The sequence below is a fragment of the Streptomyces sp. NPDC057307 genome (genome assembly GCF_042667665.1).
In the GTDB taxonomy this organism is placed as follows: domain Bacteria; phylum Actinomycetota; class Actinomycetes; order Streptomycetales; family Streptomycetaceae; genus Streptomyces.
On sequence record NZ_JBHUZM010000097.1, the window covers coordinates 16,862 to 29,564 of the forward strand.

At 69.4% G+C, this 12,703-nt stretch carries 12 protein-coding genes; 4 read left to right on the plus strand and 8 right to left on the minus strand.

What is annotated here, in order from left to right:
• Positions 1 to 133: 133 nt before the first annotated feature.
• From ACFUN8_RS26825 to ACFUN8_RS26840, 4 genes are all read right to left on the minus strand, one after another.
• On the minus strand, positions 134 to 772 hold the full coding sequence (locus ACFUN8_RS26825; RefSeq protein ID WP_383642589.1) for a GNAT family N-acetyltransferase: 639 nt from the start codon (positions 770 to 772) through the stop codon (positions 134 to 136).
• Positions 773 to 890: 118 nt separating this feature from the next.
• Entirely contained in the window at positions 891 to 1,751 is an 861-nt protein-coding gene (locus ACFUN8_RS26830; RefSeq protein WP_383642592.1) for a MetQ/NlpA family ABC transporter substrate-binding protein, read from the minus strand.
• Between the two features lie 73 nt (positions 1,752 to 1,824).
• A complete protein-coding gene (locus tag ACFUN8_RS26835; protein ID WP_383642595.1) occupies positions 1,825 to 2,493 on the minus strand; it encodes a methionine ABC transporter permease in 669 nt (222 codons plus the stop codon).
• Entirely contained in the window at positions 2,490 to 3,611 is a 1,122-nt protein-coding gene (locus tag ACFUN8_RS26840) for a methionine ABC transporter ATP-binding protein (protein ID WP_383642598.1), read from the minus strand. Before ACFUN8_RS26840 ends, ACFUN8_RS26835 begins: the two co-directional genes overlap by 4 nt.
• 662 nt (positions 3,612 to 4,273) lie before the next feature.
• Between ACFUN8_RS26840 and ACFUN8_RS26845 the strand changes: the two genes are divergently transcribed.
• Together ACFUN8_RS26845 and ACFUN8_RS26850 are read left to right on the plus strand one after the other, a co-directional pair.
• On the plus strand, positions 4,274 to 4,633 hold the full coding sequence (locus ACFUN8_RS26845) for a hypothetical protein (RefSeq protein ID WP_383642601.1): 360 nt from the start codon (positions 4,274 to 4,276) through the stop codon (positions 4,631 to 4,633).
• 2 nt (positions 4,634 to 4,635) lie between these two features.
• On the plus strand, positions 4,636 to 5,094 hold the full coding sequence (locus ACFUN8_RS26850; RefSeq protein ID WP_383642603.1) for a hypothetical protein: 459 nt from the start codon (positions 4,636 to 4,638) through the stop codon (positions 5,092 to 5,094).
• Positions 5,095 to 5,177: 83 nt separating this feature from the next.
• Here ACFUN8_RS26850 and ACFUN8_RS26855 read toward each other — a convergent pair whose 3' ends face one another.
• Together ACFUN8_RS26855 and ACFUN8_RS26860 are read right to left on the minus strand one after the other, a co-directional pair.
• Positions 5,178 to 5,681 (minus strand): GNAT family N-acetyltransferase, encoded by a 504-nt coding sequence (locus ACFUN8_RS26855; protein WP_383642606.1) that lies wholly within the window; start codon positions 5,679 to 5,681, stop codon positions 5,178 to 5,180.
• 332 nt (positions 5,682 to 6,013) lie between these two features.
• Positions 6,014 to 7,183: a glycerophosphodiester phosphodiesterase gene (locus tag ACFUN8_RS26860; RefSeq protein ID WP_383642609.1), complete on the minus strand. Its 1,170-nt coding sequence runs from the start codon at positions 7,181 to 7,183 to the stop codon at positions 6,014 to 6,016.
• A 288-nt stretch (positions 7,184 to 7,471) separates the two neighbouring features.
• On the opposite strand from ACFUN8_RS26860, the gene ACFUN8_RS26865 reads away from it, so the two are divergent.
• Positions 7,472 to 8,095 carry a lysophospholipid acyltransferase family protein gene (locus tag ACFUN8_RS26865; protein WP_383642612.1) on the plus strand — a complete coding sequence of 208 codons (624 nt, stop codon included), beginning with the start codon at positions 7,472 to 7,474 and terminating at the stop codon, positions 8,093 to 8,095.
• Between the two features lie 76 nt (positions 8,096 to 8,171).
• Here the strand turns inward: ACFUN8_RS26865 and ACFUN8_RS26870 are convergent, their stop codons facing one another.
• Both ACFUN8_RS26870 and ACFUN8_RS26875 read right to left on the minus strand, forming a co-directional pair.
• Positions 8,172 to 9,758 (minus strand): MFS transporter, encoded by a 1,587-nt coding sequence (locus tag ACFUN8_RS26870; RefSeq protein WP_383642615.1) that lies wholly within the window; start codon positions 9,756 to 9,758, stop codon positions 8,172 to 8,174.
• Complete coding sequence (locus ACFUN8_RS26875; protein ID WP_383642618.1) at positions 9,755 to 10,303, minus strand: TetR/AcrR family transcriptional regulator; 549 nt, start codon at positions 10,301 to 10,303, stop codon at positions 9,755 to 9,757. The genes ACFUN8_RS26870 and ACFUN8_RS26875 overlap by 4 nt, the downstream gene beginning before the upstream one ends.
• Before the next feature lie 138 nt (positions 10,304 to 10,441).
• Between ACFUN8_RS26875 and ACFUN8_RS26880 the strand changes: the two genes are divergently transcribed.
• Positions 10,442 to 12,661, plus strand: coding sequence for an NADP-dependent isocitrate dehydrogenase (locus ACFUN8_RS26880; protein WP_383642621.1), 2,220 nt, complete (start codon positions 10,442 to 10,444; stop codon positions 12,659 to 12,661).
• Positions 12,662 to 12,703 lie beyond the last annotated feature (42 nt).

Below are 12,703 nucleotides of genomic sequence, written 5' to 3' on the forward strand. Positions count from 1 at the left end.
GGTTGTGCCGTGAGGGGGTCCGCACCGGGGCGGTGCGTGTGAGGGTACCCGCCGGGCGGCCCGCCGTCTGCCGGGGGCCGGGGGTTTCGGGGTGCTCGGGGGCGCGGGAGCGCCGGGGTCCTGCCGCCGGGGTTCAGTTCCAGTCGGTGAAGGACCCGTAGCCGCCCGCGTCCGCCATCTGCTCGGCGACGCCTTCGAGGTCCTCCGGCAGCAGGCTCCAGACGATGAGGTCCGTGCGGATGTCGATCCAGCCGCCGGTCTCCGTCTGCGTACGCGCTATCCACGCGTTGCGCAGGACGCCCTCGCTGATACAGCCGGCCTTCTGCGCGACCTGCTGGGCGGCCGTGTTGTCGGCGGCGGTGCGCAACTCGATGCGCTCGAAGCTCTGGTCGCGGAAGAGCCACTGCGCGACGGCGAGCACCGACTCGGTGGCGTAGCCCTCGCCGCGCGCCCAGGGGGCGGTGACATAGGAGATCTCGGTCGTGCGGGCGCGCCAGTTGGTGTGCTGGAGCCGCGCGAGGCCGACGAGACGCTGTGTCAGGAACTCGGTGACGGCGAGGACCAGTCCGCGCCCCTCGGTGCGCTCCGCGGGAGCGATGGCGCTCACCCAGTCCTCGGCGTCCTGGGCGCTGTACGGGTGCGGTGCCGACGTCCACGCGATGACCGGTTCGTCGTTCATCATCTCGATGTGCGCCGGGATGTCCGCGGCCTCGAACGGGCGCAGCACCAGCCGCTCGGTGCTGATGGAGACGTCCGGAAAGGTGGTAGTCATGCTCAGCTCCATGCCTCAGTCCGTCGTAAATGCACAGCATGCAGCATCGGGTGAGCCCCGCACACGGCCGGGGTGTGCGGGGCTCGTACCGGATTGACGGCCGGGTTACGCGGACAAATTACGCGGGCGGGCCGAAGGCGGGCAGGACCGCGCCGTTCTTGTAGGTGTCCTTGATGTACTTCTCCACCTCGGGCGAGTTGAGGAGCTTCGCGAGCTTCAGCACGCGCGGGTCCTTCTCGTTGCCCTCCTTCACGGCGAGGAAGTTGGCGTACGGGTTGTCCTCGGTCTTCTCCAGGGCCAGGGAGTCCGTGGCGGGGTTGAGGTCGGCCTCGATGGCGTAGTTGCCGTTGATGACGGCGGCGTCCACGTCGTTCAGGGCGCGGGGCAGGGTGGCGGCCTCCAGCTCCTTGAACTTCAGGCCCTTGGCGTCCTTGATGTCGGCCAGGGTGCCGTCGCCCTCGACGCCGTCCGCGAGCGTGATCACGTCGTTGTCGGCGAGGAGCTTCAGGGCCCGGCCCTCGTTGACGGTGTCGTTCGGAATCGCCACGGTCCGGCCGGACTTGAGGCCGCTCAGGTCCTTGACCGACTTGGAGTAGAGGGCGAGCGGCTCCAGGTGGACGTTGACGACGGGAACGATGTGGGTGTCGTTCTTCTTGTTGAAGTCGTCGAGGTACGGCTTGTTCTGGAAGTAGTTGGCGTCGACCTCGCCGCTCTCGGTGGCGGTGTTCGGCAGGACGTAGTCCGTGAACTCCTTGACGTCGAGCTTGAGTCCGGCGTCCGCCGCCAGTTTGTCCTTGATGAAGTTCAGGATGTCGGCGTGCGGCGTCGGGGACGCGGCGACGAGCAGGGGCTTGGACTCGTCGGCCTTGGCGCCGTCCGTGGACTTCTCGGCGGGGTCGGACGAGGTGCCGCAGGCGCTCAGGCCGATGGCGAGGGCGGTCGTGGCGGCGGCGGCCGCGATCTTGAGGTGAGTGCGCACGAAGAGTGCCTCTTTCCGGTGTTCGGTGGTCGGGCCCGGACAAGGAGTGCGGGCCGGTGGGACATCTGAGGGGTTACGCGGTACGGGTCCGGCGGGTCAGCAGCCGTACGGCGAGGTCGCCGATCAGCTGGATCACGGTGACGATGAGGATCAGCACGACGACCGTGGCGATCATGAAGCCGTTCTCGAACCGCTGGAATCCGTAGGTGACGGCCTTGGAGCCGAGTCCTTCGCCGCCGACCGCGCCCGCCATGGCCGAGTAGCCGATGAGCGCGATGACGGTGGTGGTCGTGCCGGAGACGATCGACGGCAGGGCCTGCGGGAGCAGCACCTTGCGGACGATGGTGGGGATGGAGCCGCCCATGGCCTGGACGGCTTCGACCAGGCCGTGGTCGACCTCCCGTATCGCCGTCTCGACGAGCCGGGCGAAGAAGGGGATGGCGCCGATGGCGAGCGGCACGATCATCGCGGTGGGGCCGATGAAGGTGCCGACGACGAAGGTGGTGAAGGGGATCAGCGCGATCAGCAGGATGATGAAGGGCAGCGAGCGGCCGATGTTCACGATCACGCCGACGACCTTGTTGACGGGGGCGTTCTGGAGCAGGCCGCCCTTGTCGGTGAGGACGAGGAGGACGCCCAGCGGCAGTCCGCCGGCGACGGTGACCAGTGCCGACCACAGCACCATGTAGAGGGTGTCGAGCGTTCCCTGGCTGAGCAGTGGCTGCATTTCGGACCAGGTCACTTGGCACCTTCCTTGGTGAGCGCGGTGGGCTGCTCGGTGGTGGCGACGTCTTCGGTGTCCCCGGCCGCTGCCACGGCGTCCCCGATCGGTCCCACGCCGTCCCCCGCCGCTTCCACGACCTCGACCTGGAGTCCCTGTTCGCGCAGGAAGCCGATGGGTACGACGTTCTCCTCGAAGGGGCCGGGCAGTTCGATGCGCATCCGGCCGATCTGGCGGCCCCCGACGGTGTCCATCGCCGCGCCGAGGATCGAGATGTCGATGTTGTAGGTGCGCGACAGCTGGGAGATGACCGGCTGGGTGGCCGCCTCGCCGTGGAATGTCACGTCGACGACCGTGCCGCCGGGTCCGGTCCCGGCGCCGTCCACCGGGAACAGTTCGCGCGCGAGCAGGGAGCCTGGGGTGGCGAGCAGTCCGCCGACCGTGCCGGACTCGGTGATCCGGCCCCTCTCCATGAGCGCGGCCGAGTCGCAGATCGTCTTGACGACCTCCATCTCGTGCGTGATCAGCAGGACGGTGAGGCCGAGCTGCTGGTTGATGTCGCGCAGGAGCCGCAGGATCGAGCGGGTGGTCTCGGGGTCGAGCGCGCTGGTCGCCTCGTCGGAGAGCAGTACCTTCGGCTCGCCCGCGAGGGCGCGTGCGATGCCGACGCGCTGCTTCTGGCCGCCGGAGAGCTGGGCCGGGTAGCTCTTGGCCTTGTCGGCGAGGCCGACGAGGTCGAGCAGTTCCCGTGCCCGGCGGGAGCGTTCCTGACCGGAGTGGCCGAGGATCTCCAGCGGCAGTTCGATGTTGTCCTGGACGGTGCGCGAGGACAGCAGGTTGAAGTGCTGGAAGACCATGCCGATGGAACTGCGCGCGCGGCGCAGTTCCTTGCCGGCCCGTCGGCCGCGGCCGGCGAGCGCGGTCAGGTCGGTCCCGTCGACGGTCACGGTGCCGGCGGTGGGACGTTCGAGGAGGTTGACGCAGCGGATGAGGGAGGACTTCCCGGCGCCGCTGCGGCCGACGACTCCGAAGACCTCACCTTCGCGTACGTGCAGGTCGACGCCGTCCAGCGCGGTGATCTCATGGCCGCGCGACCGGCCGGACCGGTAGATCTTCGTCAGGCCCGTAGTGGTGATCACAGGGGGTTTCCGTCACTGTCGGGTGCGCGGCGCGGCGGCCGGGCGGGGCACGGGGATTCGGGCGGTCCGACAGGGCGCGGCGCGGCACAGCGCGTCGGCTCACGGCGGCTCGCGGCCGGTCATGGCCGGTCACGCGTGAGGGACGTGCGGGAGCTACGAGACGTAACCACGGATGTGGCGTCGCTTCTGTCGGGCCTCGCTTCGGGGCGCGAGGCTCAGGCAGGGGCCCTCAGTGGGCGCACATTCGACACAGACAGCGAGCACCGGGCGTCGTGATCGCCTCGGTCGCAAGGGTGCGGCTGCTCGTCGTGGTCATGTCGGTAAGTAAAGCAGACGTATATCCCCGGTTCGGCCGGTTGTCCGGATAGCGGATATGCCTTCCGGGCCCGTCGGGAGGTGCGGCTGCGCGGTCGCAGGAGGCCGCCGATCTCCGGATTCACGGCTCTGACCTGCATGGATATGGGTGTGCGGGCGTCGGCGGGGAGGTCGGCGCCCGGTCCGGCGCGGCGGCAGGTTGTGGCCAAGGCCACGGTCCGCGGTCACGGCGGCGCTTGCGCCGAGGCCGGCGGCGGGCGGCGGTGCGTTCGCGCTTCCCGGCCACGGCCCGGCTCCTCACAGGGGCGATCGCACCGGGCTTATCGGGCCGTAATACTCTCGTCGTCATGCTTGTCGCCCTGACGGTCGCGGTCTCCGTGGCCGCTCTCGTCCTCGCCGCCTGGTGCGGTTTCGCCGCGTACCGGGACCAGCCCACCAAGGACTGGCACTTCATCGGCATGGCCGTGGTCACGGTGCTGGCGCTCGCCCAACTGGTCGTCGGAATCGTTCAGTTGGCACGTGGCGAGGACCCGGCGGAGAGTTCGGTGATCTTCGTCTCGTATCTGATCGGCGCGTTCGCCGCCGTGCCGTCGGCCGGATTCCTGTCCCTGGCCGAGCGGACCCGCTGGGGCTCGGCGACGGTCGCCGCGGGCGCCGTCGTCCTCGCCGTACTCGAAGTGCGTCTGTACGACATCTGGGGAGGCTGACCGTGGAGACCGGAACAGGGGCGGACGCGGGCACGGGGGCCGACGCGGGCACGGGCGGTCGGCCGGCGGGGCGGACCAGGCTGGTCGAGGGGCCCGGGCTGCTGCTCGTCTGGCTGTACGGGGTGATGTCGGTCGGCGCGGTGTCGCGGACCGCCTTCGAGATCGCCACCAAGTTCGACCGGGCACCGCTGGCGTACACGCTGTCGGGCATCGCCGCCGTCGTGTACGTGTTCATCACCTACACGCTCGTACGGGGCGGCGAGACGGCCCGCAAGGCGGCGCTGGTGTGCTGCGGCGGTGAACTCGTCGGTGTGCTCACCGTCGGGACCTGGACGATCGTGGACCCCTCCGCCTTTCCCGACGCGACGGTCTGGTCCGGGTTCGGCTGGGGTTATGTCTTCATTCCCGTGTTGCTGCCGATCACGGGAATGCTGTGGCTGCGCAGGTCCCGACGGGGTTGAGCGGTCGGAGGGTCGAACGGTCGAGGGTCAGGGATCGAGCGTCGAGGGTTGAGGGTGTTGGGGGTTGAGGCGGTCGATGACCGTCAGGCGCTGGCGACGAACGCCTCGGTGGCCGCCTCCTTCTCCAGCGTCACGAGCGTGAGACCGCGACCGGCCGTCTCACTCGCCACCGGCGCGTACCCCTTGCTCCGGTACAGCCGCAGATTGCCCTCGCTGCGATGGCCGGTGAAGAGCTGGAAGCGCTTGGCCGGCTCGGCTCCGGCGAAGCTCCCCTCTATCGCGTCGAGCAGTCGGCCGCCGAGACCGTGGTGCCGCATCCGCGGATGGACGATGAGCTTGCCGATCCTGGCCGTGCCCTCGCTGTCGATGACGCCCCGCACGGAGGCCACGACTTCGCCGCCGAGCCTGGCCACCAGAGCGTGGCCGCGGGCGATCTCGTCCTTGAGGTCGTCGAGGGTCTGGGTCAACGGTTCGATGGTGTAGTCACCGTAGAGCTCTGCCTCGCTCTGGTAACACAGGTACTGCAGCTTCAGGATGTGTTCCGCGTCCTGCGCACTCGCTGCTGAGATGGTCACGCTCATGCCCATGTGTGCATGCCTCCCGCTCACCTGCTGCCGCCGGTTGTCTACCGCTCCTTTCCCCGGAGTTCAGGAGCTGCAACCTCTGTGGTGAGCATTTTGCCCAGGCATCACAGGCGTGGGGAACGCCATGGCTCCAAACCACCCTGTGAGATACCCAACTCCCCTGTGATTTCGTGGTGGGTGGGGTGATCGGGCGACAACATCGCAGCCGTGGGGCCGGGGTGGGGGCCAGGTGTACGTTCTACGGTCCGGTGCCCAACCCGGCTTCCACGGGCACCGGTTGCGCCCCGGCCGGGAACCACCCGGCCGGGGCACGGACCGACACGCCGCCGCCGGAGTCAGTCCTTGTTGAAGTCGGCGGCCGCCAGCAGACCGGTGTCCGGGTTGTCGGTGAAGATGCCGTCGATGCCCTGCTCGAAGTAGGTCTTGAAGGCTCCGAAGGCGTCGCCGTACGCGTTGGGATCCGTACCGATGCGGAAGTCGGCCGGCAGGAAGCTGTTCTCGTTGCGCATCGTGTACGGGTGCAGGATCAGGCCCTTGTCGTGGGCGTCACGCACCAGCGTGGTCGGCTTGCCCAGCTTGCCGGCCGGGTCCCGCGGAATGATCAGGTCCACCCAGGGGCCGATGCCCTGCGCGAAGGACGCGATCCACTTCAGCCCCTTGGGCGTGATCAGGTCGGACACGAAACGCGGGTCACCCGACTGCTTGAAGTCCCACGGCTGCGTGTTCGCGGCGTCGAACAGTACGACGCGCGGCGTCGAGACCAGCTTGGCCATGCGCTGCATGCTGGTGGGCTCGAAGGACTGGAGGAAGAGCGGCGAGTCGCGGCGGTCCCTGCCGTACCGGCGCAGCAGCTTCGCGAGCCGCTCCTCCAGGCCGAGGCCGAGACCCCGGAAGTAGGTGGGGTGCTTCGTCTCGACGTACAGCCACACGGGCTCGCCCCGGCGGCGGCCCTCCTCGTCGGCCCAGCGCAGCACCTCTTCGAACGTGGGGATCTCCCAACGGCCGTTGTAGAGCGTGCTGTGCGGGCGCTGCTGCGGGATGCGCTCCTTGGCGCGCAGCTTCTTCAGTTCGGCGAGGGTGAAGTCCTCGGTGAACCAGCCGGTGAGGCTGACCCCGTCGACACTCTTGGTCGTCTTGCGCCCGGCGAACTCCGGGTGGTCGGCGACGTCCGTGGTCGCCGTGATGTCGTTCTCGTGACGGCAGACGAGATGACCGTCCTTGGTGGGCACGAGGTCCTGCTCGATCACGTGCGCGCCGAGGTCGAGCGCGAGCTGGTACGAACCGAGGGTGTGCTCGGGCCGGTAGCCGCTGGCGCCGCGGTGTCCGACGATCGTCGGCACCGGCAGGCCCTTGTGCGGCGGGCGGTGGCTGCCGCCGCGCCCGTCGGCCCGCGCCGCCTGCGCCGTACCGGCCGTGCCCGCGGAGAGACCGAGTGCGGCCGAGCCGAGCACCGCCGCTCCCAGCACGGTCCGTCGTCCCGGGATGTTGCTCGCACCCTGTGTCATGAACGCTCCTTCATGTGATGTCCATGTGCTGTCCCGCACCTGTCAAGCGAGGGCTTGATCGTAGGCAGTCACCCCCTACGCGGGGCAGATCTGGCGCGAACACATCGGAAACTCGTGTCAACACTGCGTATCCGATCGATGAACCCGATGTGCGCGGGGGGCCGACCCGCGAGTATCGTCCTCACCTGCAGAGAGTTAGTCGGCTCGATACGACCGCTCACCAACCGGAGGACCCCGTTGTCCCGCTTTGCGCTCGTCAAGGCAGTGCTCGGACCGATCTTGCGTCTGATGTTCCGGCCACGGGTGGAGGGCGCCGAGAACATTCCGGGGACCGGTCCGGTGATCCTCGCCGGCAACCACCTCACGTTCATCGACTCGATGATCCTGCCGCTCGTCTGCGGCAGCCGTCAGGTCTTCTTCATCGGCAAGGACGAGTACGTCACCGGCAAGGGGATCAAGGGCCGGCTGATGGCCTGGTTCTTCACCGGCTGCGGCATGATCCCGGTGGACCGTGACGGCGGGCGCGGCGGTGTCGCGGCGCTGATGACCGGCCGCCGGGTGCTTGAGGACGGCCATATGTTCGGCATCTACCCGGAGGGCACCCGCTCCCCCGACGGCCGGCTGTACCGGGGCCGTACGGGTATCGCGCGGCTGACGCTGATGACCGGCGCGCCCGTGATCCCCTTCGCGATGATCGGCACGGACAAGATCCAGCCGAACGGGTCGGGCATGCCGCGGCCGAGCAAGGTGACGGTCCGCTTCGGCGCGCCGATGGAGTTCTCGCGGTACGACGGCATGGACCGCGACCGCTATGTGCTGCGGGCGGTGACCGACTCCGTGATGACGGAGGTCATGCGGCTCGGTGGGCAGGAGTACGTGGACATGTACGCCACCAAGGCGAAAGCTGCCTGAGCCCGGCCGACCCGGCCGACGCCCGCATCCCTCCGTCGGAGGAGCGCGGGCGCCGGTCCTGTTCGGGCGGTTGTCCTCAGTCGCGGGACGGGCTGGGTGTTCTGTCCTCGATCGCCGGAGTGGCCGGTTCGGCGCCGTCCTCCAGCTTCTGGCCGCGCAGCAGGAACCACGCCACCACCGAGGTCGCGAGCAGCACCGCCGCCCCCGCGCCCGCCGCGATACGCAGGCCGTGGACGAATGCCTCCTGGGCCGCCGCGACCAGTTCCGCTCCCTGGTGACCGGGGATGACGCGTGCCGCCTCCACCGCGCCGCCCAGTGACTCGTGTGCGGCCGCCGCCGTCTCGGCGGGTACGCCCGCCGGGGTGAGGAAGCCCCGGTAGACGCCCGTGACGATCGAGCCGAGGAGCGCGATGCCGAGCGCGGCGCCCAGTTCGTACGCCGTCTCCGACACCGCCGACGCGGCGCCCGCCTGTTCCTTGGGGACGCTGGAGAGGATCACGTCGGCCGTCACGGTGAACGAGAATCCCGCGCCGACGCCGACGACCAGCAGCACGGCGCCGAGCATCGGGTAGCCGGTGGTCTCGGTCAGCACGACGAGTGAGGCGGTCGCCAGGCCGACACCGGCGAGGCCGCCGGCCACCACCAGCCGTACGGAGAACCGGCGGGCGGCCCGGCCGGCGAGCAGGCCGGCCGTCACGGCGCCGACGGCGGCGGGCAGTTCGGCCACACCCGCCTCCAACGGGCCGCGCCCCTGGACGAGTTGCAGATACTGCGACAGGAAGAAGACCAGCCCGGACAGGCCGAGGATGGTCAGCAGGTCGGCGAGTACGGCTCCGGAGAAGCCGCGGTTCCTGAACAGCCGCATGTCGAGCAGCGGGTGGCGGATCCTGAGCTGTCTGCGGACGAAGCGGACGAGCGCGGCGACGCCGACCACCGCCGCGGCGGCGATGTCCCAGCGCAGACCGTGCGCGGCGGCTTCCTTGATGGCGTACACGACACCGACGATCCCGATGAGCGACAGCAGCACGCTCTGCAGGTCCCAGGGGCCGGGCGCGGGGTTCTTCGACTCGGGCAGGAGCTTCACGCCCACGACGACGAGGACCGCCATGACGGGCAGGTTGATCAGGAAGACCGAGCCCCACCAGAAGTGCTCCAGCAGGAATCCGCCGACGACCGGGCCCACGGCGGCGCCCGCCGACGCGGCGGCGCCCCAGATGCCGATGGCGAGGCTGCGCTCCCTGGGGTCGTGGAAGATGTTGCGGATCAGGGCCAGCGTGGAGGGCATCAGCGTCGCGCCGGCGACACCCAGCAGCGCCCGCGCGACGATCATCATCTCCGGGCTGGTCGCGTACGCGTTGAGTACGGAGACGGCGCCGAAGGCGACGGCGCCCGTCAGCAGCAGTTTCTTGCGGCCGATCCGGTCGCCGAGGCTGCCCATGGAGACGAGCAGGCCGGCGATGACGAACGAGTAGATGTCGCCGATCCAGAGCAGTTGGGTGCCGGACGGCTTGAGGTCCTCGCTCAGGAAGGGAGTGGCGAGGCCGAGGACCGTGGCGTCGACCGCCACCAGCAGCACGGCCAGGACGAGTACGGACAGGGCGAGCCAGCGCCCCGGACGGTGCCGGGGGTCCGTCTCCGTCGCCCGCAGGTCGGTGCTGATCATTGCTCCACGCTCCGTCGTGCTCCGCCGAGCAGCAACTCGGCGATCATGTACTGGAAGTCCTTCGCGGCGACCCGTCCGTCCTGGACGGCCCAGGCGCAGGTGCCGACGAGTCCGTAGAACGCCTCGGTGAGCCAGGCGGGTGGCAGGTCGATACGGAACTCGCCCTGCTCCTGTCCGCGCCGGAAGAGTCCGGCGACCCGGGCGTCGAGCCGGTCCCAGCCCTCGTCCACCTCGCCCTCGAAGAGCTGGTTCTCCGTGACCAGGAAGGCCAGGAGCCCGGCGGCGGGCTCGACCTCGGCGACCAGTCTGCGCAGCGCGTCGCTCGCGGGTCCCTCGTCCGGCCGCGCCGCGTCGAGCGCGGCCTCGAACTCCCGGATGCCCAGCTCCTCCAGCGCCTTGACCAGGGCGTCACGCCCCGCGAAGTGCCGGTGCAGGGTGGCCCGGCCGATGCCGGAGGCCCGCGCGACCTCGTCCATGGTGGCGGTCGCCTTGCGGGTGAGGAGGGCGGCGGCCGTACGCAGCACCTGGTCACGATCGACTGTCATGAGACAACCATAGCCCAAATGAGACGTTGATGTCTCACACGACACAGATACCACTCAGTACGGGCCACTGTCGAGCAACCCCGGGCCAAGGGATATCTTGATGTCGAGCAATGTTGCAGACGTGGAGCGGAGCACCCGGTGACAGACTCGACCATCATTTACACGCACACCGACGAGGCCCCGGCCTTGGCCACCTACTCATTCCTGCCTGTGGTCGAGGCATATGCCTCGACGGCCGGGGTCACGGTGGAGCGCCGTGACATCTCGCTGGCGGGACGGATCATCGCCGGTTTCGCCGACCGTCTCGAAGTGGGACAGCGGATCGATGACGCGCTCGCGGAGCTGGGCGCCCTGGCCAAGACGCCCGAGGCGAACATCATCAAGCTGCCGAACATCTCGGCGTCGATCCCGCAGCTGAAGGCGGCGATCGCGGAGCTGCAGCAGCAGGGTTACGCGCTGCCCGACTACCCGGACGACCCGAAGTCGGACGAGGACAAGGACGTACGGGCGCGCTACGACAAGGTCAAGGGCAGCGCCGTGAACCCGGTGCTGCGCGAGGGCAACTCGGACCGCCGCGCCCCCGCCTCGGTGAAGAACTACGCCAAGGCGCACCCCCACCGGATGGGCGCCTGGACGGCCGATTCGAAGACGAACGTCGCGCACATGGACGCCGACGACTTCCGTTCCACCGAGAAGTCCGCCGTGATCGCCGAGGACGGCACTCTGCGGATCGAGCTGGTGGGCGACGACGGGAACACCACCGTCCTGCGCGAGTCGGTGCCCGTGCTGGCCGGCGAGGTCGTGGACGTGTCCGCGATGCGCGTGGCCGCGCTGCGTGAGTTCCTCACGGCGCAGATCGCCCGCGCCAAGGCCGAGGACGTGCTGTTCTCGGTGCACCTCAAGGCCACGATGATGAAGGTCTCCGACCCGATCATCTTCGGTCACACGGTGCGCGCCTTCTTCCCCAAGACCTTCGCGGAGCACGGCCAGGCGCTCGCCGCGGCCGGTCTGAGCCCGAACGACGGTCTCGGCGGCATCCTGAAGGGCCTGGAGTCGCTGCCCGAGGGCGCGAAGATCGCGGAGTCCTTCACGGCCGAGCTGGCCGAGGGCCCGGCGCTGGCGATGGTCGACTCCGACAAGGGCATCACCAATCTGCACGTGCCGAGCGATGTCATCGTCGACGCCTCCATGCCGGCCATGATCCGCACCTCCGGCCACATGTGGGGCCCGGACGGCGGCGAGGCCGACACGCTCGCCGTCATCCCCGACAGCAGCTACGCGGGCATCTACCAGGTCGTCATCGACGACTGCCGCGCCCACGGCGCCTACGACCCGTCGACCATGGGCTCGGTGTCCAACGTCGGTCTGATGGCGCAGGCCGCCGAGGAGTACGGCAGCCACGACAAGACCTTCGAGATCCCCGCCACCGGCACGGTGCGCGTCGTGGACACGGCGGGCAACACCGTACTGGAGCAGACGGTCAGCGCCGGCGACGTCTTCCGGATGTGCCAGACCAAGGACGTGCCGATCCAGGACTGGGTCAAGCTGGCCGTCAGTCGCGCCCGCGCCACCGGAAACCCGGCGGTGTTCTGGCTGGACGAGGGCCGCGCGCACGACGCCAACCTGATCGCCAAGGTGAACGCCTACCTGCCCGAGCACGACACCGACGGGCTGACCATCGAGATCAAGACGCCCGTCGAGGCGATCGCGTACTCGCTGGAGCGCATCCGGCGCGGCGAGGACACCATCTCGGTGACCGGCAACGTCCTGCGTGACTATCTGACCGACCTCTTCCCGATCCTGGAGCTGGGCACGAGCGCCAAGATGCTCTCGGTCGTGCCGCTCATCAACGGCGGCGGGCTCTTCGAGACGGGCGCGGGCGGCTCGGCACCGAAGCATGTGCAGCAGCTCGTCAAGGAGGACTACCTCCGCTGGGACAGCCTGGGCGAGTTCCTCGCGCTGGCCGTCAGCTTCGAGCACCTCGCGACCACGACGGGCAACGCGCGCGCCCAGGTGCTCGCCGACACGCTCGACCGCGCCACCGGCTCGTTCCTGAGCGAGAACAAGTCGCCCAGCCGCAAGGTCGGCGGCATCGACAACCGCGGCAGCCACTTCTACCTGGCGCTCTACTGGGCGCAGGAGCTGGCGAAGCAGACCGAGGACGCGCAGCTCGCCGGCGCGTTCGCGGCGCTCGCCGAGACGCTGGCCGAGCAGGAGCAGACAATCGTGGCCGAACTGCTCGCCGTGCAGGGCGCGCCGGTCGACATCGGCGGCTACTACCAGCCCGACCCGGCGAAGGCGGAGGCCGTGATGCGGCCGTCGAAGACGTTCAACCAGGCGATCTCCACGCTGGGTTGATCCACCGCGCCACGCGAAAGCGCCGGACGGGCTCCCCGCTGT